The sequence below is a fragment of the Variovorax sp. Soil_C_12 genome, from assembly GCF_057657375.1.
Genome location: NZ_JBDGIO010000002.1, coordinates 69,091 through 91,360, shown reverse-complemented (window position 1 = coordinate 91,360; position 22,270 = coordinate 69,091). Strand labels below are relative to the sequence as shown.

19 protein-coding genes are annotated in these 22,270 nt (G+C 65.8%); 11 read left to right on the top strand and 8 right to left on the bottom strand.

Annotated elements, in window-relative coordinates:
- Positions 1–144: 144 nt before the first annotated feature.
- Positions 145–393 (top strand): hypothetical protein, encoded by a 249-nt coding sequence (locus tag AC3A6X_RS05330; RefSeq protein ID WP_487841181.1) that lies wholly within the window; start codon positions 145–147, stop codon positions 391–393.
- Positions 394–497: 104 nt separating this feature from the next.
- Here AC3A6X_RS05330 and AC3A6X_RS05325 read toward each other — a convergent pair whose 3' ends face one another.
- A complete protein-coding gene (locus AC3A6X_RS05325; protein ID WP_487841180.1) occupies positions 498–1,121 on the bottom strand; it encodes a hypothetical protein in 624 nt (207 codons plus the stop codon).
- Between the two features lie 431 nt (positions 1,122–1,552).
- On the bottom strand, positions 1,553–1,738 hold the full coding sequence (locus AC3A6X_RS05320) for a CsbD family protein (RefSeq protein WP_487841179.1): 186 nt from the start codon (positions 1,736–1,738) through the stop codon (positions 1,553–1,555).
- Between the two features lie 1,254 nt (positions 1,739–2,992).
- On the opposite strand from AC3A6X_RS05320, the gene phaP reads away from it, so the two are divergent.
- The 4 genes from phaP to AC3A6X_RS05300 are packed head-to-tail and all read left to right on the top strand — an operon-like array spanning position 2,993 to position 8,363.
- Positions 2,993–3,529: a TIGR01841 family phasin gene (gene phaP / locus AC3A6X_RS05315; protein WP_487841178.1), complete on the top strand. Its 537-nt coding sequence runs from the start codon at positions 2,993–2,995 to the stop codon at positions 3,527–3,529.
- Positions 3,530–3,589: 60 nt separating this feature from the next.
- Positions 3,590–5,275: an acetolactate synthase large subunit gene (locus AC3A6X_RS05310; RefSeq protein WP_487841177.1), complete on the top strand. Its 1,686-nt coding sequence runs from the start codon at positions 3,590–3,592 to the stop codon at positions 5,273–5,275.
- On the top strand, positions 5,272–6,399 hold the full coding sequence (locus tag AC3A6X_RS05305; RefSeq protein ID WP_487841176.1) for a zinc-dependent alcohol dehydrogenase family protein: 1,128 nt from the start codon (positions 5,272–5,274) through the stop codon (positions 6,397–6,399). Before AC3A6X_RS05310 ends, AC3A6X_RS05305 begins: the two co-directional genes overlap by 4 nt.
- Positions 6,400–6,407: 8 nt before the next feature.
- Positions 6,408–8,363, top strand: a complete 1,956-nt coding sequence (locus tag AC3A6X_RS05300) for an acyl CoA:acetate/3-ketoacid CoA transferase (protein ID WP_487841175.1) — start codon at positions 6,408–6,410, stop codon at positions 8,361–8,363.
- A 402-nt stretch (positions 8,364–8,765) separates the two neighbouring features.
- Here the strand turns inward: AC3A6X_RS05300 and AC3A6X_RS05295 are convergent, their stop codons facing one another.
- Genes AC3A6X_RS05295 through AC3A6X_RS05285 form a run of 3 tightly spaced genes read right to left on the bottom strand, consistent with a single transcriptional unit; the run spans position 8,766 to position 14,021 of the window.
- The gene (locus AC3A6X_RS05295) at positions 8,766–11,540 is read right to left on the bottom strand and encodes an Hsp70 family protein (protein WP_487841174.1); all 2,775 of its coding nucleotides are present in this window, start codon (positions 11,538–11,540) and stop codon (positions 8,766–8,768) included.
- 28 nt (positions 11,541–11,568) lie between these two features.
- Complete coding sequence (locus tag AC3A6X_RS05290) at positions 11,569–13,443, bottom strand: Hsp70 family protein (protein WP_487841173.1); 1,875 nt, start codon at positions 13,441–13,443, stop codon at positions 11,569–11,571.
- Positions 13,440–14,021 (bottom strand): DUF2760 domain-containing protein, encoded by a 582-nt coding sequence (locus AC3A6X_RS05285; RefSeq protein WP_487841172.1) that lies wholly within the window; start codon positions 14,019–14,021, stop codon positions 13,440–13,442. Before AC3A6X_RS05285 ends, AC3A6X_RS05290 begins: the two co-directional genes overlap by 4 nt.
- 444 nt (positions 14,022–14,465) lie before the next feature.
- Between AC3A6X_RS05285 and AC3A6X_RS05280 the strand changes: the two genes are divergently transcribed.
- Positions 14,466–15,866 (top strand): esterase-like activity of phytase family protein, encoded by a 1,401-nt coding sequence (locus AC3A6X_RS05280; protein WP_487841171.1) that lies wholly within the window; start codon positions 14,466–14,468, stop codon positions 15,864–15,866.
- 127 nt (positions 15,867–15,993) lie between these two features.
- Here AC3A6X_RS05280 and AC3A6X_RS05275 read toward each other — a convergent pair whose 3' ends face one another.
- The gene (locus AC3A6X_RS05275) at positions 15,994–17,784 is read right to left on the bottom strand and encodes a SulP family inorganic anion transporter (protein ID WP_487841170.1); all 1,791 of its coding nucleotides are present in this window, start codon (positions 17,782–17,784) and stop codon (positions 15,994–15,996) included.
- Between the two features lie 156 nt (positions 17,785–17,940).
- Here AC3A6X_RS05275 and AC3A6X_RS05270 point away from each other — a divergent pair, with 156 nt between their 5' ends.
- On the top strand, positions 17,941–18,696 hold the full coding sequence (locus tag AC3A6X_RS05270; RefSeq protein WP_487841169.1) for a hypothetical protein: 756 nt from the start codon (positions 17,941–17,943) through the stop codon (positions 18,694–18,696).
- Here AC3A6X_RS05270 and AC3A6X_RS05265 read toward each other — a convergent pair.
- The gene (locus AC3A6X_RS05265) at positions 18,609–18,920 is read right to left on the bottom strand and encodes an HU family DNA-binding protein (RefSeq protein WP_487841168.1); all 312 of its coding nucleotides are present in this window, start codon (positions 18,918–18,920) and stop codon (positions 18,609–18,611) included. The genes AC3A6X_RS05270 and AC3A6X_RS05265 overlap by 88 nt on opposite strands.
- A 241-nt stretch (positions 18,921–19,161) precedes the next feature.
- Here AC3A6X_RS05265 and AC3A6X_RS05260 point away from each other — a divergent pair, with 241 nt between their 5' ends.
- The 4 genes from AC3A6X_RS05260 (at position 19,162) to AC3A6X_RS05245 (ending at position 21,122) form a co-directional block, all read left to right on the top strand.
- Positions 19,162–20,052, top strand: coding sequence for a DUF3616 domain-containing protein (locus AC3A6X_RS05260; RefSeq protein ID WP_487841167.1), 891 nt, complete (start codon positions 19,162–19,164; stop codon positions 20,050–20,052).
- Positions 20,053–20,123: 71 nt separating this feature from the next.
- Entirely contained in the window at positions 20,124–20,402 is a 279-nt protein-coding gene (locus AC3A6X_RS05255; protein WP_487841166.1) for a hypothetical protein, read from the top strand.
- A gap of 139 nt (positions 20,403–20,541) precedes the next feature.
- Positions 20,542–20,760 (top strand): hypothetical protein, encoded by a 219-nt coding sequence (locus AC3A6X_RS05250; protein WP_487841165.1) that lies wholly within the window; start codon positions 20,542–20,544, stop codon positions 20,758–20,760.
- A 68-nt stretch (positions 20,761–20,828) separates the two neighbouring features.
- The gene (locus tag AC3A6X_RS05245; protein WP_487841164.1) at positions 20,829–21,122 is read left to right on the top strand and encodes a hypothetical protein; all 294 of its coding nucleotides are present in this window, start codon (positions 20,829–20,831) and stop codon (positions 21,120–21,122) included.
- Here AC3A6X_RS05245 and AC3A6X_RS05240 read toward each other — a convergent pair.
- A complete protein-coding gene (locus AC3A6X_RS05240) occupies positions 21,106–22,248 on the bottom strand; it encodes an iron-containing alcohol dehydrogenase (protein ID WP_487841163.1) in 1,143 nt (380 codons plus the stop codon). The genes AC3A6X_RS05245 and AC3A6X_RS05240 overlap by 17 nt on opposite strands.
- Positions 22,249–22,270: the final 22 nt, after the last annotated feature.

The window sequence follows — 22,270 nt, the reverse complement described above, 5'->3', positions numbered from 1 at the left end:
AGCCGCGGCCTCAAGGCGATGCAGGCCGACCTGCCAACGCTGGCATCTCGGCCTTGCATTGGCCTGGCACGACGCGCACCATCGAGCCGGACAACAAAGGGGCGTTGCGCTGCGCAGGCGCCCCTAAATGCGAAGGGGACGGACATGGCACTCGAAGGCATGCACCACGAACTGCTGAGCCATCTGAGGGCGAAACGCGTTCCGCCGGCGGTGATCAGTGATTGGGAGACTGCTTGGTCCAGCGCGGTGAAGCGATCCGGCAGCCTGCTGCCTTGTCCTGAATGCATTCTTGCGGGAAAGGTGTCCTGCCTTGAGCCACGGGCTGGCTTCGGCCAGTTCGGCCTTGTTCAATGCAGGGTCTGCCACTCGAAATTCATGTTTCCCGAGAAATGACGCCATGCGGGCAACGGTTGGCGTTCATGCGATCGCCACCCAGACATCGCCCGAGTCCGGGAAACCGACCTGGACCGGGCAGAGGTCCGTTCACTTGTCCGTTGTCAGAACAAGCCGGCCGCCTGCGCGGAGTCGAGCATTGAGCGAGAAAGGCTGTTCACTTGGGATTCAAGGTCCGGCGAAGGTGTTGCGACCAGGGTGGCGGTCCAAACCAGGCGTTGGCTGCTAACGTCCATCACCCGACCGTTGCAGGCGAAACCCGTCTCGGGGCGACTGCCACCGATCGGGAGTCCCAGTCCAACGCCGCCACCGCCTCCTCCACCGAAGCTGAAGGCGCCGATGCCCAACGATGCCCCGGACCCGGCGCTGGTGGTCGCTGGCGTCAACGACAGGATGAAGATGGCTTTCGCACCGACCGCGGCCGCCGCCGGGACCAGTTGGCCGTCGAGTTCCCGGTCGTTGAGCAGGATGGTCCCCGCAGGCGCCGTGACTGGACTGGCCCCCATTGACAAGATGTCGCGGTACAGCCGGTCCTGGCAGATCTGTCGAAGGGCTGGGTCGTAGGCGTCACAAGCAACGAGGATCTTTTCACCACGCAGAAACCGGGACTGCGTTCCGATGCCTGGATCGATCCACTGAGCCTCACGCTGCGGAACCGATGCGCAGCCCGCCAGGGATATCAAGCCTGCAAGCGCTGCGCGGCACACAAGGGAAATGGACGGCTTCATGATGTCCCTTCTGTTGCAGTTCCAAATGAGATGGTCGGCAAGCGAGGTGTGCGCCATGAAGGAAAACGCGTGGATCTTAGGTAGGAAAGCCGGCGACTCTCTGTGCCACCAGGCATGGGCGCGCCGTTCCGAAATGCCGACGGGATGCTGCCCCGATGCTGCAATGAACAACGAGACGCTGTGAGCTACTCCATCGGCAGTCACCCGCAAGTGAGGTCGGCGCCCCAAGCTGTACGGGAGATGGTGCGATGCGGGCATGAGGGATACCCGAAGTCCGTCTTGGGTCCGCGACCTACTTGCCCAAGCGGACCCGTTCGACAAGGCGCCATTTCGGCTTTGGCCCCGCCTGGCAAAATCACGAGGACACTACCCATCCGAGCCGGCGCGCGCCGACGCGGAGGGCGTGCGCTTTAAACCTGCGCCGCCCAGGGTCACGCCTTTCTAGTGAGGGTCTTGACCGCATCCTTGACGTCGCCAACCTTCTTTTGTACAGCGCCGGCTGTCTTGTCGGCTGCGCCTTCTGCCTGCAACTTCTCGTTGCCGACGGCCTTGCCGACCGTTTCCTTCACGCTTCCCTTGGCCTTTTCTAGGCCGCCTTTGACTTGATCCTTGTTCATTTCAGTTTCCCTTTGGTTAAGGCGCCACGCGGCGGGGTGTCGCACACAGCAGCGACTGCCACGGCCGGCAGCGAACAAAGGATCAAATAGTGAGTGAATAGAGCGGGAACTATTTCGCCGCGTCGTCTCGTAGTACTTCGCGCTGCGGGTGAAAGAAATCGGCAAGCCTTTCTCCACGCGAAGCAACGACGCTGGCATTCCACCGGGATCCCCCGCCTTTGACGAGGCCACGCTCCCTGCCACGGCGCGCCATCTGGTCGAACAGCCAGCGGTGGGTTGCACTCGCACGGCATGTCCCCTGGGCAGGCCGAGTGCCGCCTCCCTGCAGGGCATGTAAAAAGCCAAGCCGGGTGCGTGCGCCTCTTTCTGGGATGCCCGACGGACTACCTTCTCACCGCGCCTTGGAAGCTGTGCGAGGCAGGCACACCGTCTTTGCGTATTCCTCACGAGGGTCCGTGCTCCGCGGGAATGCAGCATCGGAGGAACTGCGTGCGCTGCACGATGGCATACGGCTTGCATGGCAAATGCATTCAAGCGTGCTCGCTCGCACAGCGCACCAATCTGAACCGGTTGTCTCCTCCACCCCTCTTGGTGGATTTACTCCCGGGGCGCGAGCCTCGGGAGCTTTCTCGCATTGCCAGTTCTCCTTCCGACATGCTGTTGGAGCTGGTCGGAACGCAGCTCTGCGACTGCCACGCGCCATGTCAGCATGTGCATAGCCATCCAGTGGCGCTACGCAGCCGTGGATAGGCTTGACGCAGTTCTCATCAGCGTGCGAGCTGGTCGAATCGTGGCAGCCGACCCCTCTCGGTGCGTCGCCGTCCCATGCCGTGCACCACGTCCTTGATCACGCCGCGAGGCATGTACTTCCGGCGTTTCGACGCATCCGCGAGCGATCACGCGAGGCGGTAAACCGCGCTTCGGAAGTGGCATCCGCGCGTGAATCCACCGGAGCGGGATGGCATACGAAGGTCACACGCCGCGTTGCGCCCCTTCGTGACGCACGACGCTATGTGCGATGTCGCACAGACGGAAGCGCTGGGCTTCGATATGCGAGCCAGATTCGCAGCGGTCCGCAACAACTTATTTCAATGAGTTGTTCGTTGGGGTGACCCGGTCTTTGAGTGCGCTCCTCTAATGCGGTTCGACGCAGCGCATTCTGCTTGTGTGTCCCACCCACTCTCCCTCACACTTGGCCATGCTGCAGTGCAACACGCATCGTGGCTTGCATACCTAACCTCACAGAAAGCCATCATGACCACACTCGCCCCCAGCACCAACGCTTCCTTTGACACGCTGTTCGGCATGGCCGGCAAGGCTTTCGAAGGCGCGGAAACACTCGCCGCGCTCAACCTGCAAACACTCAAGACCTTGATGGCCGAAGGCCACGAGAACAGCCGGATCGCCAGTTCTACACGAAGCCCGGCTCAGTTGATCGAGCTCCAGGCTGCGATGCTGCAAGCCGCGCCGTTCAAGGCATTGGCGTACGGCCGCCAAGTGCAGGAGGTCTTCACCACATTCAGCGCCGCGCGGCGGGCCGCCTACGAAGATGGCGTTGCCAATGCGCAAGCCAAGCTCCTCGAGTCCGTGAGCGGCTTTTTCAAGAACGCACCTGGCTCCGAGAAGATCGTGGCGCTGGTGCAATCCGCCGTTGATGCTTCGAACAAGGCTTACCAAGGCATGAGCATGGCGTCGAGGCAACTGTCCGATACCTTGACCGTCAACGCCACGAAAGTCGGCGAGACAGTCACGCAAAGCCCGACCAGTGCACTTGCAAAGATTGAAGTTTGATCTGGCGAACCCGCCGATGACTTGCGCTAGGAAGATCTGCCGCCGCAGTCGGAGGCTGCCATGAAAGCATCTGACCTCTTCGTCAAAGCGCTGGAGAACGAGGGCGTCACGCGCATCTTCGCCGTGCCCGGCGAGGAAAACCTCGATCTCGTCGAGTCCTTGCGACGGTCCAGCATCGAACTTGTGCTCACGCGGCATGAGCAATCTGCCGCCTTCATGGCTGCGACGCATGGGCGCCTGACCGGACAGCCCGGCGTGTGCATGGCCACACTCGGGCCGGGTGCGCTCAACCTGGTCACGGGCGCGGCCTATGCGCATCTCGGCGCCATGCCGATGGTGTTGATCACCGGCCAGAAGGCCATCATGACGGCGCGGCAGGCGCGCTTCCAGATCGTCGACATCGTCGCCACGATGAAGCCGCTGACGAAGGCATCGCGGCAGATCGTGAGTGCCGCAAGTATCCCCAGTGTCGTGCGCGACGCGTTCAGGGTCGCCGCCGAGGAGCGGCCTGGGCCGGTGCATCTCGAATTGCCGGAAGATGTGGCCGCCGAGCAGGTAGCCGACGCGGTCGACGTCGTTCCCGTCCATCCGATCGATCTGCCGGTGGCGCACGAAGCGGCCATTTCGCGGGCTGCCGCGATGCTCATGGGGGCTCAGCGGCCCCTCGTCATGTTCGGCGCTGCGAGCAATCGGCCTCGGCTGCGAGGCCAACTGGCCGATTTCGTACGCCGCGTCGGCATTCCTTTCTTTAACACGCAGATGGGCAAGGGTACGGTGGCCGGCGGCGGCATCGCCGAAGGCAGGACCGGGTACTGGATGGGTACCGCCGCGCTGACGGAGCGCGACTACGTGCACGAAGCCATCGACAGGGCCGATGTGATTCTCGCCATCGGCCACGACACCATCGAAAAGCCACCGTTCATCATGGGCCCCGACGGCCCACTGGTGATCCACGTCGGCTACATGCCGGCCGCTGTCGAGCAGGTGTACTTCCCGCATGCCGAGGTGGTGGGCGACGTCGGACCGAGCCTGACCCTGCTGGCTGATCGCGTCGAAGGCCGCCTTCCGAACGCCGGGGCCTTGCTGGCGCAGCGAGAGGGAATCCTGGCACGCACCATGAGCCGTTCCACCGAGTCGCGCTTTCCGTTAACGCCGCAACGCATCGTCCACGACGTGCGCCAGGTCATGCCCGACGACGGCATCGTTGCGCTCGACAACGGCATGTACAAGATCTGGTTCGCTCGCTGCTACCCCACGCGCACAGCCAACGCTCTGTTGCTCGACAACGCGCTGGCGACCATGGGGGCCGGCCTGCCATCAGCCATGGTGGCAGCGCTGCTGGAGCCTGGCCGCCGGGTATTGGCAGTGTGCGGCGATGGCGGCTTCATGATGAACTCGCAGGAGCTCGAGACAGCCATTCGACTCGAGCTCGATCTCGTGGTGCTGATCATCGAGGACAACGCCTATGGAATGATCCGCTGGAAGCAGTCGGTCGACCAATTCACCGACTGGGGCATGACCTTCGGGAATCCCGATTTCGTGAAGTATGCAGAGGCGTACGGTGCGAAAGGGCGCCGCGTGAAGACTGCCGATGGACTCGCGCCGGCACTCGAAGGGGCCTTCTCCGAAGGGGGTGTGCAGATCATCGCAGTACCGATCGACTATTCCGAGAACACCCGGGTGCTGGTCGACGAACTGCGCAATCGCGTCGCGGCGACAACCGCGCAAGCCGGAGCATCCTCATGAAGATCAAGGCCGCCGTACTACGGCAGATGGGCGCCGCGCCACCCTATGAAACGTCCAGGCCGCTCTCGATCGAGACGGTCGATCTGGCGCCACCGGGGCCTGGTGAAGTGCTGATCAAGGTGCGCGCCGCGGGCCTGTGCCATTCGGACCTCTCGGTCATCAATGGCGATCGTCCGCGGCCAATGCCGATGGCGCTGGGCCACGAAGCCGCCGGCGTCGTCGAAAGCCTGGGCGACGGCGTCACCGATCTGAAGGCTGGCGACCACGTGGTCGTGGTCTTCGTGCCCAGTTGCGGCCATTGCGCGCCATGTGCTGAAGGCCGGCCGGCCTTGTGCGAACCCGGGGCCGCCGCCAACGGTGCGGGCACGCTGCTTTCGGGCGCACGGCGCATCTCGCAGGTTGGACAGGCCCTGAACCATCATCTCGGCTGCTCGGTGTTTGCCGAATACGCCACCGTCTCTCGTCATTCGCTCGTGAAGATCGACAGCGTGGTTCCGCTGGACGAGGCGGCGCTGTTCGGCTGCGCCGTCTTGACGGGTGTCGGCGCGGTCGTCAACACGGCGAAGGTGCCGTTGGGCGCATCGGTCGCGGTGGTCGGCCTGGGCGGCGTCGGCCTTGCCGCGTTGATCGGCGCGCAGGCCGCCGGCGCGCGGCAGATCATCGCCATCGACCTGTCGGACGACAAGCTGGTGCAGGCAAGCGAACTGGGCGCCACGCACACGGTGAATGCCGGGCAACCCGACGCGCTCGAGCAGATTCGAGCGCTGAGCGCGGGTGGCGTCGAGTACGCCTTCGAATTCGCCGGTTCGATCCCGGCACTCGATCTGGCTTACCGGATCACGCGTCGCGGAGGCACCACCGTCACGGCCGGCCTGCCGCCATCGACTGCGACCTTGCCGTTGGCTGCTGTCAATCTCGTTGCGGAAGAGCGCACGCTCAAGGGCAGCTATATCGGAACGTGCGTACCTTCGCGTGACGTGCCTCGCTACATCAGCTTGTACCGGCAGGGGCGCCTGCCGGTCGACAAGCTCCTCACCGGCCGGATCGCGCTCGATGACATCAACACTGGCTTCGACCTTCTGCACGAAGGAAAGGCCATACGGCAGGTCGTCGTCTTCGATTGAACACAGGGATGAACCGCGACAAAGTCGTCACCGCCGATGAGGCCATCGCGCTCATCCGCGATGGGGATAACGTGAGCTGCTCCGGCTTCGTCGGTATTGGAACACCGGAGGAACTGATCGTCGCCTTGGAAAGACGCTTCGTGACGACGCAGAGCCCACGCGACCTGACACTGGTCTTCGCGGCCGCACCGGGAGATGGCAAGGCGCGCGGCGTCAACCACCTGGCCTACGAGGGCCTCATCAGGCGCGCGATCGGTGGCCACTGGGCGCTGGTGCCGCAATTGGCCAAGCTGGCCACCGACAACCTGATCGAGGCGTACAACCTGCCCCTGGGCACCATCTCGCATCTCTATCGCGACGCCGCTGCGCACCGCGCCGGCACTCTCAGCAAGGTCGGGCTCGGCACCTTTGTGGATCCGCGGCAAAGCGGCGGGCGCATCAACCAGCGCACGCAGGAAGAGCTCGTGCGCGTCATGGAGATCGACGGTGAGGAATGGCTTTTCTACAAGGCGTTTCCGGTCAATGTCGCGTTGATCCGCGGTACGACTGCAGACCCGGCCGGCAACATCACGATGGAGCACGAAGCACTGCTGCTCGACGCGCAGGCAGCCGCCATGGCGGCGCACAACGCCAACGGGCTGGTCATCGCCCAGGTCGAGCGCATCGCTGCTGCAGGTACGCTCGACCCGCGCAGCGTGGTAGTGCCGGGCGTCATGGTCGACTGCGTGGTCGTCGCGTCGCCGGAGCTCCACCAGCAGACCTACGGCACCTCCTACAACGCGGCCTTCTCCGGCGAAATGCGCGTCCCTGCTAACAGGATTGCTGTGGCGGCGCTGGACGAACGCAAGCTCATCGCGCGCCGTTGTGCCTTCGAATTGCCGCTGGGCGGTGTCATCAACCTCGGCATCGGCATGCCGGAGATTCTGGGCGCCGTCGCCGCCGAGGAACGCGTGCTCGACCACTTGACACTGACGGCGGAGCCCGGAGTCATCGGCGGAATGCCCAAAGGCGGCCTGGATTTCGGCGCTGCAGTCAATACGCAGGCGCTGCTGCACCAGAACCAACAGTTCGATTTCTACGACGGCGGCGGTCTCGACCTGGCCTGTCTCGGCATGGCCCAGATCGATCGCGCCGGCAATGTCAACGTCAGCCGCTTCGGAACGCGGCTGGCGGGCGCCGGCGGCTTCATCAACATCAGCCAGAACGCGCGCCGTGTGGTGTTCGCGGGCACCTTCACGGCGGGCGGCCTCGAAGTTGTCATTGAAGGTGGAAAGCTGCGCATCGTGACCGAAGGCCATGCTCCGAAGTTCGTCGCGGCGGTGGAACAGATCACGTTCAGCGGGCCTCAGGCCGTGAGCAAGAGGCAGTCAGTACACTACGTGACCGAACGCTGCGTCTTCACGCTGCAGCCAGGCGGACTTCAATTGACCGAGGTGGCTCCAGGCATCGACATCGAACGGGATATCCTGGCGCACATGGATTTCCGGCCGTTGATCGCGCAAGTCAAATGCATGGATGCGCGGCTGTACCGCGCCGGCCCGATGGGGCTGTCGGCGGCCTTGATCGACCTCCAGTTGACCGATCGCCTTAGCTACGACGGCGAGCGAAACATTCTCTTCGTCAACTTTCAGGGTCACGTCATCCAGGACCAGGACGGTGTGGATAGCGCGCGCCGGGTGCTTGCCGCGCTGTACCAGAAAGCTGGTCGCAAGATGGCACTCGTCGCCAACTACGACGGATTTCTGATCGACGAATCCCTGAGCGATTCGTACTTCGCGATGGTCGAAGAACTGCATGAGCAGTATTACAGTACCGCGACACGCTATACGACCAGTGCCTTCATGCGAATGAAACTTGGCTCGTCGTTGTCCTCTCGTCAGGGAGCCGCGCATCTGTTTGAGACGCAGTCCGAAGCAATCGAGTTTTTGCGCCGCCGGGCACACGTTTTGGCAGCCGAAGGCTGACTGCAATCAACCTTCAGATGGCTATATCCGGCGTTAGAAGCGTCGATAGCTTTTCAGCGACATTGCGGTCGCGTGGGGCGCGGCAGCCGTGACATTTTGAACCGGGGTAATCGTACTTTCGCTGCTAAATGACACGGTGGCGCGCGAAAGCGCCTTTCAAATCAACAGGTTGCATGCCGCAATGTCTTGCGCGACGGGCCGATGGCCCAAGTCTTTAATTCATAACGGCTTTTCGACCTTGACCGTGTCAATCGCACCGAAAGTACGATTACCTCGCGGCCCTGGCGGGCTGGGCCGTGGCGGAAACCTCGCTCGCAAAAATCGAAGGCTGACCCTTCGAGCCTCGCGTTCCCGATGAGGGGGGCCGATCGAATGACCGGCCCCCCTTTTTCTCGTCGGCGCTCAGGCGATCAGCTTCAGGCCTGGCGGCAAGGCCTCGCCGAACACGCCGCGTTCGCCGGCTTCGTCGAGCGTAACGACCTCGCGCACGCGGGCGATCCAGGCCGGCGCAGCCCGATGGGCCTCAAGCCGGGTGATGACACGCTCACGCACGTCGAGCGTCAGGTCGCGCGCGCGATCACCGCTCAGGCGGGCCAGGTTCGCGGCGGCGGCCGCAGCCCCTTCGACGCGTTTCCAGTCCAGCGCGAGCAGCGCGTCGAGCCAGGCGGCGGCGGCGTCGGCCGGCACCACGCCGTGGGCGCTGCCGTAAAGGGGCGCGCGCGAACCGATGCGGCCGATGGCCCACAGCGTCCAGGTGTCGCGTGCCTGCGGATCGGCTGTTGCACCCGGTCTCTGCAGGCGCTCGACCAGCCAGTCGCCGATCTCCACCTTGTGATCGACCGGAATGCGTTCGAGCGAAGCGCCCATGCGCACCATGTCGTCCCAGCTCCCCTTGACGAGCCGCGGCGGAGGTACGTGGATGCCCGCCTCTTCGCCGCGCAGGTTGATCGCGAAATCGTCGAGCAGCCGCTGCTGGGCCGCTTCGTCCAACCCGCCGGCGACACGGCGCCACAGTGTCCACCATTCGGCATTGACCTGGCGCTCGCGGCCGTGCTGCACGCCCAGCTCAAAAATCGTCCACAACTGTTCGATACGCCAGCCGTCGAGCGGGTCGCCAAATCCCGGCCGCAGGCACCAGCCGGCCAGGCTCAGCCACAGACGTTCGTGGTCGGCCGACCGGTGGCGGCCACGCGCGCGCTGCCACAGCGCGTCGAACATCGGGCGCAGCAACGCGGTCGGCCATCGCTCGCGGCTGCCGAGCAGGGCTTCGAGCTGCGTGCGCAACTGCTTGACGGCTTTGGGTCCGACCTCGCGGTCACGCGCACCGAACACGCGCTCGATGCATTCGACCGCCTCGCCAAAGCGCGGCGGCAGTCCGGCGCCTGCGGATGCCGGAGCGGTTGAATCGGCGCGCAACTGGAACTCGAGCTTCCAGCGCTGCGTCGGGTCACTGACGGAGATGCAGTGCATTTCGAGCGTGCCAACCTCGGTCAGCATCGTGGCGAGCTCCACGGGGATGTTGCGTCGCGCGGTGCCGCCATCGGGCCGCACGACGGTGGCGACCGGCGGCAGCGGCTGCACATCGCGCTCGCCGAGATCGACCAGCTGGCCGGCCAGCGGCGTGGGCTGGCCCGCGGCACCGGCCGTGGTCGAAACGAGGTGGAAGCGCACTGGTTCGCCGACGCGCAACTCGAAGCTGCGGCCTTCGAGGCGGATCTCGCGGCCTTCTTCGCTGCCGTGCGGCAGCACGCAGACACCTCGCCCCTTGCCGTCGTCGAGCGGCAGAAAGTAGCTGCGCGCCGAACCGCCGCCGATCTTCGGCGCCAAGCCGCGCCGCGCCAGCGCGTAGGCAACCGCGCCGCGCGCGACCGCGACGTCCGGGTCGGCGTTGTGCAGCGTTTGCAGCGGCGCGCCGCGCCACCCGCCGAGCGTCGCGTGTAGGCGCGCGGCGATCGCCTCGGCGCGGAACACGCCGCCGTTGAGCAGCAGCGCGTCGGGCCAGCCGGCCGACGCGTGCTGCTGCAGAAAGCCGGCGATGTGGCGCGTCACCGCCGGGTCGCTGGCATAGGGCAGGCCGAACGCGACCAAGCCGCTGGCGCGCTCGCGCCGCGGCAGTTCGGCGGCCGTCACCTGCGGAAAGAAGCCATCGACCACGATGCGCTCGACCTCATCGCGGCCCAGCATCACCGAGCGTGCGCCGCCGATCAGGCGCGCGCCCGCGCCGAGCAGCGTGACCTGCGCGCTGGCCGGCGCGTCGGCGGCAAGGAGCCGTTCCTTGGCGGCGCGACAGCGTTCGACCAGTTGGGACAGCTGGCCGGCCGACAGGCGCGCTGCAGCCCCGTCCGCCGCTGCATCGAGCCTGGCTTCGGCCAAGTGCGCGAGCGCCAGGTCCATGTTGTCGCCACCGAGCATCAGGTGGCGGCCGACCGCGATGCGTTCGAGCCGTGGCTCGGCGCCATCCCTGTCGACGCGCACCAAACTCAGGTCGGTGGTGCCGCCGCCGACATCGCACACCAGCACCAGCCGCGTGCTCGCCAGCTCCTTCGCAAGGGCATGCCGGTGGCGAACCAGCCAGTCGTACAGCGCTGCCTGCGGTTCTTCGAGCAGACGCAAGCGGGGCAGGCCAGCGTGGCGTGCGGCTTCAACAGTCAGTGCGCGCGCCGCATCGTCGAACGAGGCGGGCACCGTCAGCACCAGTTCCTGGTGTTCGAGCAGGGCAGCCGGATGGCGGTGGTTCCAGGCCGCGCGCAGATGCGCGAGGTAGCTCGCGCTGGCCTCCACCGGGGAGACCTTCGGCACATCGGCCGCCGCGCCCCAGGGCAGGATGGGCGCCAGCCGGTCGACTGCGGCATGCGACAGCCAGCTCTTCGCGCTGGCCACCACCCGCCCGGGCACCTGGGCACCGAGTCGGCGCGCCAGGCTGCCGATCACGGCTGCGTTGCCAGCGCCGGCCGGCGCCCAAGGCAGCGCCAGGTCATCCGGCGCCAGTTCGCCCGGCGCCGGGTGGTAGCGCACCGACGGCAGCAGCGGCCGCGCCGCCACTTCGCCGGGCGCGACCAACTGCTCGATGTCGAACAAGCGGATGGCGTCGTCCGCCATGCGGCCTTGCGCCGACGCGTAGGCGACGACGGTGTGCGTGGTACCGAGGTCGATGCCGACCGTCCAGGCAGCGTTCATGCTGCCGCCGGCAACCGGCTCAGGCGCGCTACGCGTCCTGCTGGCGCTCGCCGCGCACATCGAATTCGATCTTCCAGCGCTCGCCGCCACTGCGCGGCACCGCTTCGAGTTCGAGCGTGCCGGCTTCCGTCACGCGGGCGTGCAGGCGCACCGGCACCACCTCGCCGGGGCTGCGGCCTTCAGGTGGCAAGGTGGCGGAGATCGGGGCAAGTTCCTGCAGCTCGTCGGGCGCCCAGGCGCCGAGCAGTGTGCCAACGCCGTCCTGGCGCCGCACCGACGAGGCGAAGAAGCGGAAGTGCACGGGCTCACCGACCACCAGCCCGAGTTCGAGTGCCGGCAGTTCGGCTTCGGTACCTTCTTCCATGCCGAAGGGCGCCACGCACAGCGCCTCCACCGGCGGCTCGATGCCGGGCACCGCAGGCATCGACGATTCGACCCCTACGTAGTAAGCGAACGCGGTGCCCCCGCGGATGCGCACGCCGTGGCCGTGCCGCACATAGCCGTAGTAGGCCGCGCCGCGCGCCACCGCCAGGTCGAGGTCGGCGCCGGCCAGCAGCCGTGCCGGCGCGGCGCCCTCGGCGGCGAGCCACCCGTTGACGGTCGCCAGCGTGCGATCGGCCAGCAGCGCCGACTTGAAGACGCCGCCGTTGAACAGCACCGCGGTCGGATGCAGGAAGCTGGCGCCTTCCGCGCCGTTGCCGAAGCGGGCGCCGAAGCCCTCCAGTTCGGCCACCGCACCGAGCTGCCGGCCGAGGAACGCCGCCAGGTGGCGCGTGACGGCCGCATCCTGCGCATACGGAAGACCGAGCTGCGCCAGCCCGGCGCGCACGCGACTCATCGGCCGCGCCGAGGCCTCGACCTGCGGGAAGAAACCGTCGACGATCGTCGCGCCGACTTCGTCGGCTGTCAGATCGGTGCGGATCGAGCCGCCGATCAACTTGCTGCCGCGGCTGGGCACGACGATTGGTTGCGCGGTGGTGCCGCCCGGTCCATCGGCATCGCCGAGCAAGCTTTCCTTCGCGCTGCGGCAGGCGTAGGTCAGCGCGCGCAGCTGCCACGCATCGAGCGTGGTGCCGGCAGCGGCCAGCTTGCGGGCGACCCCGTGCGCCAGCGCAAGGTCCATGTTGTCGCCGCCGAGCAGGATGTGCTCGCCCACCGCGACCCGGTGCAATTCGAGGTTGCCGTCGCGTTCGAGCACGGCGATCAGCGAGAAGTCGCTGGTGCCGCCGCCCACGTCGATCACCAGGATGATGTCGCCCGGCTGCACCTGCTTGCGCCAGCCACCGCCGCTGGCTTCGATCCAGCTGTACAGCGCGGATTGCGGCTCTTCGAGCAGCGTCAGCGAACTGCAGCCGGCGACCTTGGCGGCTTCGACCGTCAGCTCGCGCGCGGCGGGGTCGAACGACGCCGGGATCGTCACCGTCACATCCTGCTGCGCGAACGGCGCCTCGGGGTGCGCGTGGTCCCAGGCGTTGCGCACGTGTTCCAGGTAGTGCGTCGAGGCGTCGAGCGGCGACACCCGAGCCACCTCAGGCGGCGCGTCGTGCGGCAGGATCGAGGCGCGGCGGTCGACGCCGGGGTGGCAAAGCCAGCTCTTGGCGCTCGACACCAGCCGGATCGGCGTCGTCGCGCCGCGGCTGCGCGCCAGCTCGCCGACGGCATGCTGGCCGTCGGCCGGCCAAGGCAGCACCAGGTCGCCATCCGCCATTTCGTCGGCATGCGGCAGGTACAGGAACGACGGCAGCAGCGGCATCGATTCGATCGTGCCGGGCGCGGTGAGCTGCGGGATCGGCAGTGTGCCGTGAACGGTGGTCTCGCCGTCGCTGCCTGCGATGTCGACGTAGGCCAGCGCACTGTGCGTAGTACCGAGATCGATGCCGATCGCAAAGCGCGGCCCGCTCACAGCTCGACCTCCGCGGGCGCCACCACCCGCGCGTCGTGCTGCTCGGCCAGCTTGGGCAAGCGCACCTCGGTGACGCGCCAGCCGCGGTGCCTCAGGCTGCCGGCGAAGGGCGGCTGGCCGACCACGTTGCCCGTCAGGCGGACCGCCGCGGCGTCGAAGCCCGCCTGCAGCGTGACGCGGCCGCCTTCGGCCTCGTCGCGCACCGGCACGAGACTGAAATGCTCGCGCAGCACCTTGGCGCAGCCGTCGTGCACCAGGCGTGCCGCCGCGCCGATCTGGGCGTCTGCATAGCCGCTGAGATCCTCGCCGACAAAATCGATCAACCGCGCGTCACGCTGCAGCAGCGCAAGCAGTTGCAGCGCGGCGTCGGGGCTCGGTTCCTTCAGCACCGACGGTGCCGGAGCCGGGGCAGCCGTTGTCGGAGCCGGTGGCGGTACATCGCCATCGCGCAGCACGGCATACCGCGCAGCCAGATCTGCATTCGCCAACAAACCGAACAAGGCGCCGAACGCCAGTGGAATGCGGCGCAACAGGGAGGGCTTGACACCGTCGGACGATGGGGGTTCTGGGCGGTTCATTGATTGCTCCAAATCGGCTAGTCGGGCGGCTGCAGCCGCGATCGCCGGATGTCAAGGCCCGGACTTGCTGACGAGGCCAGGGCCGGGGAATCGGATGTCGCCATGGAAACATGGTGCAGTGCAACATTGTAAATGGGCACCGGGCGGGATCGGGCGCTGCTGCGCAGGGTACGCTCAATCCTCCATGCTTCACGTTCGCGAGAACGCTGATTGGCCACCGAACTTCTCGTCGAGATCGAGGAGAAGGTTGAGCGACTGCGGGAGCGGCCGAAGCTGTATCGGCAAGGCCGTGTTCCTGGGACACGGAAAGGAAACGCGGGCGCGCGCGCCCGCGATCGCCGCGGCCGGCCAGCACAGCCTGCTTAGGATCACATGCATGTCAACGGCTTGACACGACACATGGCCACGATCGCGCGCATTCCAATCACTCGACCGAGGAATGACATGCGTTCGATCCAGTCCGCTGTGCGGCACGCCCTCACGCCGCTCGCCGCGTCCTTGCTTCTGGCCGCCGGTGCCGCTCAGGCGCAGATGCTGATCGGCTGGGCCCAGATGCCGGCCGCCACCTTCGCCGACGGCCCGACGTCCGGGCAGTTCACCGCGCCCAACGCCTACGGCTCGAACGTGCCGCCGTACGTCGGCAAGCAGCCCGTTCAGGGCTTTTCGGGCGTGCTCGACGGGCCGCGCAAGGACGTGTTCCAGTTCCTGGTCGACAATGGCTTCGGCTCGCAGGCGAGCTCGGCCGACGCACTGCTGCGCAGTTATGCGCTGCACATCCTCTGGCGCACGCCCAAGGGCGGCCGCGGCACGACCGAGCCGGCCGACCTGGGCAGCGGCAAGGTCCGTCCATGGTTCGACGCGCACACGCGACTGCAGTTGAACGATGCGCAGCGCAAGCTGACGATCCCGATCCAGGCCGACTACGCCAACTACTACAACAATCCGGCCAACGCGCCGGTCGACCCCAGTATCCGCGCTGGCCGCCTGCTCACCGGCGCTGACTTCGACGTCGAGTCGTTCCGCCGCGACCGCCAGGGCAACTACTGGTTCGGCGACGAGTTCGGCCCTTACCTGATCAAGACCGACACGAACGGCACCGTGCTGCGCAGCGAGATCCCGCTGCCGGGCGTCTACGCGCCGCAGCACAAGGACGTGATCGCAGGCAAGGTGACGGCAAACCTGCCGAGCTCGGGCGGCTTCGAAGGCATGGCGATCAACAAGAGCGAGACCAAGCTCTACACGCTGCTCGAAGGCCTGGTGGCCGGCGACCCCGTCAAGACGCGCCGCATCAACGAGTTCGATCTCGCGAAAGAACAGTACACCGGTCGCAGCTACGTCTATCCGCTCGATCCGAACGGCACCAACATCGGCGACATGGTCGCGGTCGACGATCGCCGCTTCATCGTGCTCGAGCGCAACGGCAGCACGGCCACCTCGCCGAATCCGGCCCCATTCAAGAAGGTGTTCCTGATCGATCTGCAGGGCGTGCCCGATGGCGGCACGATGCGCAAGACCGAGCTCGTGGACCTGATGAACCTCGCCGATCCGTTCGACCTGAACGCCGACGGCCAGCGGGTCTTCACGTTCCCGTACACGACGATCGAGGACGTGCTGGTGCTTGACGCCCGCACGCTACTTGTCGTCAACGACAACAACTTCCCGTATGGCGGCGGACGCGCGCTGGCGTCCGACAACACCGAGTTCCTGAAGATTCGTCTGCCGTTCTCGCTGGCGAACGACGACGATGAGCACGATCACCACGGCCAAAACGACCATGATCAGGGTCACGCCCACGGCCGCGATCGCGACCATCGCGGAGGAAGCTACGACTGGGACGACGACTGAGCACAGCCGCGCGCGGCGCGCCGTCAGTGCGTCGCGACCACGAGGCTGCGCCGAGGGAAGCGATCTCCGCTCCTGGCGACAAAGTGGATGGAAACCGCCTGCATGGAAAGATGGCCGCAGTCTGAACTCAGCGCCCATCGTCCTCCCAGTCCACCCAATCCACCGGATGCGTCTCGAGATATCGGCTGACGGTGGCACCGATGGTTGGAAAGAACGCCGCTTTCCCAAGCCGCGCAAAGAGCCCGAACCGCTTCAGCTTGTCCTTGACGGGGTCCTTCATCTCGGCAACGCACAACTGAATGCCAGCCGCGTGCAAGGTTTCGATCAACTCGGCCAGCATGTCGGCTGAGGTCACGTCCACGCTGGTGATGGGTTCCGCCGCAACGACCAGCCAGCGCACTGGCGTAGGCGATGAAGCCACGGCGTCGAGCACCCGGTCGTGGAACAGCTCGGCGTTCGCGAAGAACAGCGGCGCATCCCAGCGAAACAGGACCAGGCCCGGGATGAGGCGCGCGTCGGGATAGCGCGTGATGTCGTGGTAGCCCTTGACGCCGTCGGCGCGTCCCAGAACCGCGGAATACGGGCGCCAGGCATCCCACAGGAATTCGATGATCGCAATCACGATGGCCAGGCCGATGCCCTCGATCGCGCCCAGTACGGACACGCCGACGGTACAGGCGATCGATAGCCAGAACTCCCAGCGCTGCATACGATAGATTCGCCGCAGGTCGGTGACCTCGATCAGGCCGATAGCCGATGCGATCACGACCGCGGCCAATGCGCTGGTGGGCAAGTTTTTCAGCAGGTCCTGCGCCACCACCAGCAGCAGGGCGACAGCCAGCGCGCCGACGACTCCGGTCAGCTGGGTCTTGGCGCCTGCGGCCTCGGCCACGGGGGTGCGTGACGAGCTGCTGCTGACGGGAAAGCCCTGAAAAAATCCGGCCGCCAGGTTGGAGGCGCCGAGCGCCACCATCTCCTGGTTCGGGTCGACATAGGTACGCGTGCGCGCCGCATAGACACGAGAGAGCACGCTGGTGTCTGCAAACGAGACGAGAGCGACGGCGCAACCGCCGATCAGGACGGGGACGATGTCGGCGGTCGTGATCCACGGGATGGTGAACGCAGGCAGGCCTTGTGGGAGGGCGCCGAGGACCGGCACCCCAGCGCGTGCCGCAAGGTCCCACACGCCAACGACGACAGTCGCTCCCACCACGGCGATCAGGATGCCCGGCAAGCGCTTGTGGCCCTTGAGCAGCAGGATGACCGCCAGGGTGCCTGCGCCGACCATGAACGTGGTCCAGTTGGTCTTTCCATCCATCACCGCCGTAGCGATCGCCCATACGTTGCTCAACGGTCCGTCGCCCTCGATCGAAAAGCCGAAAAGCTTGGGCAGTTGGCTGATCAACACCGTCAGCGCGATGCCGTTCATGTAGCCGTAGCGAATCGGCTTGGAAAGAAGCTCGGTGACGAAGCCCAGGCGCGCGACGCCGGCGAGGATGCACACGGTCCCCGACACGATCGCCATCATGCCCGCAAGGGCGACCGCGCGATGCGGCTCGCCGCCAGACAGTGGAAGGACGACGGCGAGAATGACGGCAGCCAGGGAGGAATCCGGGCCCAGCACCAGGATCCGACTGGGTCCGAACACAGCGTACGCGAGCAGCGGAACGATGGTCGCATAGAGGCCATAGATGCCGGGTACGCCCGACGCCTGCGCGTAGGCGATGCCGACGGGCACCAGCATCGTGGTCAGCACCAGTCCGGCCACGATGTCGTGCCGCAACCAGGCCACTTGGTAGCCGCGCAGCGTGCGCAGTCCCGGCAGCCAGCGGTCCCACCCGGGCTGATCGGCGGCCTTTACCCGCCGCGCAATCCGGCCGGGTTCCGGGAGTGGGGACGAAGGATCCGAATTGCTCATGAGTCGCTGGCCGATTGGGGTGGACAGTGCAGATGCGCGTCAAGAAAGGCAAGGGGAAAGGTACGGATGCTGACGTTGGCCGCTTCGACAGGTCGCGCAAGATGTTCGCTGAACCCACGGGCGCGCCATCCATCGCGGGCTTCGACTGACTTCAACTTGACCAACAACGAAATGACGTCCCAGCCCAGCGACGCAACCGACCCGGCAGTGATCGCTCCCGCGGTCCAGCCACCGGCAGAGTCGACCACTTCCGCCGCAACGGCGCTGCCATCGAACCCGCCAACCGCGGTGCCGGTGGCTCCTGACACGTCGACAGCCGAAAAGGCGCCGGTGCGCAGTCCCAAAGTAGCCACGTCCAAGAAGCCGGCCGCCAAGAAGGTCGCGCCCCTGAAGGCCAAGCCGGCAAAGCCCGTGGCCACGAAGCCCTCGGCAAAAAGGACACCGGTGGCCAAGAAGGCAGTGTCGGCCAAAGTCGCCGTCAAGGCCGCCGCGCCCAAAAAGGTGACATCCATCCGAAAGGCATCGGCGAAGAAGACAGCTGCAAAGAAGACGGGGCCACTGAAGGCCAAGACGGTGAAGGCCGTGGTGGCGCCACCCCAGGTCACGCGGCCTGCTGCTCCCCGCACGGCACTGGCGACGTCGGTCCAGGCCACTTCCCCCGAGTCCGTGCGGGACGCAGCCAAGACCAAAGCCAAGCTCGTGCGAGACAGCTTCACGATGCCCCAGCAGGACTTCGGCCTGATTGCCGTCCTCAAGGACCGCGCGCTGGGTTTCAAACGCCCCGCCAAGAAGAGCGAGCTGCTGCGCGCCGGGCTGCACGCGCTTCAACGGCTCACCGATGCCCAACTGCGCGGCGCGCTTGATTCGCTGGCCCCGCTGAAGGCTGGACGTCCAAAGAAGAAGCTGACCTGAAGCCGGCGCCGCAGCCTCAGGTCATCGGGAATGCCAGCGCCAGAGGGCCTAGCCCAGAGGGGGCGGGCGCTGGGTTGAGTGCAAGAGGCTTGAGTAGCCTTCCCAACTGTGCCTGCCGCTGCGGCGCAGCCTCCTTCAATGCCTTGCTCGCCGGTCGATGGATTGCGGCCGGTGCGCTCGGCACGGCTCGCCACGGCGAAATTGCCAAACCCGATCAGCTGCACAGGTTCCCCCCGTGCCAGGACCCGTCAGGTTTTCAAGCGCTGAATCGGACTTGCGGATTCAGCGCGAAAAGGGCTACTGCTGCTGCTCACGCCCAACGAACAGTGATCCTCGCTTGGGTGACACCTCAGGAGATTGCCGCATGCAGACGACCTTCGACCCGATGCCACCAGATGTGGAAAAGCGGATGCATGGGTAGACAATGCTTCCGTGGCGCACAAAGGACCTCCCGCTTTCCAGCCCTTGACCGGCATCTATGAGCCGTCGGCGATCCAGCAGTTGCCGGACGGGCGCTTTCTTGTGGTGGAGGACGAAAAGAGCCATCCCTTCAGTCTGGTCGTGATCGGCGCCGATGGAAGCGTCGACAGTACCGAACTCACTGCCGGACTGTTTCAGATCTTCAGTGACTTCTGGAAACTGGAGGATCTCGAAGGACTTGCCCTGGACCGAGCAGGCTTCGTCTACGCCATCACATCGCATTCTCGAGACGACGAAGGCGACGAAAAGAAATCCCGTGATCGACTGGTCCGGTTCCGGATCGAGGGGAGTCGGGTGGAGGGCCCCAAGGTCGTCGACGGATTGAAGCGCGCCCTGACGGCGAAGCATCCCGAACTGGCCTCGGCCGCCAAGATCCGGGATGTCAAAGCGAGCGGCGGGCTCAATATCGAGGCGTTGGAGATCAGCCCGGACCAGCAACGACTGCTGATCGGCTTTCGCAGCCCGTTACACGAGGGCCGCGCGATCATCGCCAGCATCGAGAATCCGTCCGGCATCTTCGAGGCGGATGAGGTACCCCGGGTGGCGGCTGATCTCGACGAGCTGGATCTGGGCGGCCACGGAATTCGTGGGTTGTCTTACGTCCCCTCCATCGGCGAGTACCTGGTCATCAGTGGGCCGGTATCGCGCGAGCCAGGCCAGTTCGCCCTCTGGCGCTGGGATGGTCAGCAAGGTGGCGCAGCGCGCCGTGTCACGGTTCCAGGTCTTCAGGGCCTGGAGCGCGCCGAAGGGGTGAGCCCGGCCCTCATCGACGGGGTGGTCCGAATCATCATCGTCAGCGACGACGGGGATCGGACGGCAGGACGATCTGCGAGTTATCTTCTGTTGGACCTCGATCAACTGCAAACTACGCCTTGAAGCGGCCGGCCAAGGGGGCTTCTCGCCAAGTTGGTCGAAGGCCAACCGGGCTGAAGCGCAAGCTCCTTTTCATGACTGACTCTCTCAAAACGATTGCCGTGACCGTGGAGGAATCGGCGCGCGGCCTCTTCCACTGGCTCCTGATCGAGAGCATCGACGATCCCACCGGCTTTACGGTGCTCTTTGGCAGCGCCGAGGTATTTGGCACTTGGGAGGACGCGCTCGACGGTGGGGTCGCAACCCTGAAGAGCCTGGTCGCCGATCGCACCATCGGGCCTAGGCTGGTAGGCGAGGACGAAGATCCAGAGCTGATCGCACGCAGAGTGCGTCGGGCGATGGGAGTTGGTTAGCAATCGTTCTCCTCCGGGCGCAGCAAGCGCGGCGGCGGCCCGGGCAACGCTCTTGGTGCTGCCTTTACAGTCGGTTGCCGATGCCGCTTTGTCTCCTTCCAAATTCATCTAGGCTAACGGCATCGAGGAGGGCGCACGCATGAGCCGCTATTCGCAAAGCCTTGAAGTCCTTGCCGCGAAGCTGCAGGTCAAGTACGGCCGGGACGATGATCTGTGCAGGGAAGTCGTCAGCCAGCTTCGGGACCTGGAGGACGTAGACCGGACCAAGCGATCGAACCCGTCGATCCTCGCGAGGCCGATCGGACAGCAACTTTCCTGGCATGTGCAAGAGCAGGCCACCCGCGGCGCGCCGCTCTAGTCCTTTCACACTCGCGTCACTCCGAAGCCTCACGCTTGAGGCTGACAGTCGATCGGCGCTGGTAGAGGATGAAGATCGCGCGCGTCGAGACCATTCCGATCGCCATTCCGCTGCGGCGCAGCATGGCGATCGCCTCCGGCGCGGTGGCGGCCGGCAATCATGTCATCGTGCGCATCCACACGGACGAAGGCACCACGGGCATCGGCGAAGCGTCGCCGGTGGCCTCGACCGATGCGGACACGCAGCGCTCGATCGTGCATGTGATCGCCGACCGGCTGGCACCGGTGCTGCAAGGTCCTACTACGCCGATCTTTGATTGGCAGCGGGAGGGACCGCTGTCATGGGTCACCTTGCACGAGTGAGCATCCGTGCGTAGTCACTGGCTTCGGCGGGACGCGGATTGGTCATGTGCGAATGGTCCTGCAGCGCGCCTTCAACAATGCGTGGGAACATGGCTTCACTGACGCTCATTTCGCGCAACCTCGTTGGCAGACCCAGACGACTGTTCATCGCAGTGATGGCATCGCCGACGGAAGACGAATCGGCCAAGCCCATGGCGTGAGCCAGGCGGGCGAGCTTGTTCTCGTTCCTGACCGTGGTCGCTGCCTCGTTGAACTCGATGACGGCGGGCAGGAACACGGCATTCAGCATGCCGTGATGTAGGCTCGGATCGAGGCCGCCGAGCGAATGGCTGAGGCTGTGCACGCACCCGAGGCCTTTCTGGAACGCCATCGCGCCCTGCATCGACGCCGACATCATTTGCAGGCGCGCTTCGCGATCGTGCGGCTCGCGTGTCGCGCGCTCGATGTGCGCCCACGCGCGCCATAGTCCGTCCAGCGCAATGCCGTCGGCGGGCGGGTTGAAGGCCGGGGCCATGAAGGTCTCGATGCAGTGCGCGATCGCGTCCATGCCGGTGGCAGCAGTGAGCCTTGCCGGCAAGTCGAGCGTCAGGTCGGGGTCGCAGATGGCCACTTTCGGCACCACATGCGCCGAGATCACGGCCACCTTTCGACCGTCGTCGAGGATCAGCACTGCACCGCGGCCCACCTCGCTGCCGGTGCCGGCCGTGGTCGGAATCGCGATGACAGGCGCCGTTGCGGCGGTGATCCTTGCGAGGCCGCCTTCGATCATCGCAAAGCTCTTCAGCGGCCCTTCATGCGTGCCGCAAACGGCAACGCCCTTGGCCAGATCGATCGAAGAGCCGCCACCTACCGCGATCACGCCGTCGCAGCGCTGCGCGAGGAACAGCGCGACGGCGGCGCGTACCGCCGCTTCGTTCGGGTTGGAAGGCGTTTGATCGAACACCGCGACGGCGCTGGCGTCGGCCAGGCGTGCAAGCACGCGATCGACCAGGCCTGCCGCGCGCACGCCGGCGTCCGTGACGACCAGGGGACGCCGGATGCCGATGCGCTCGCACTCCTGCGGCAGCATGTCGATGGCACCGAAGCCGAATTGGACCGACGTGATGTAGTTGATCGGGGAGACCATGGTTCGAACCTCTTGTGGAAGG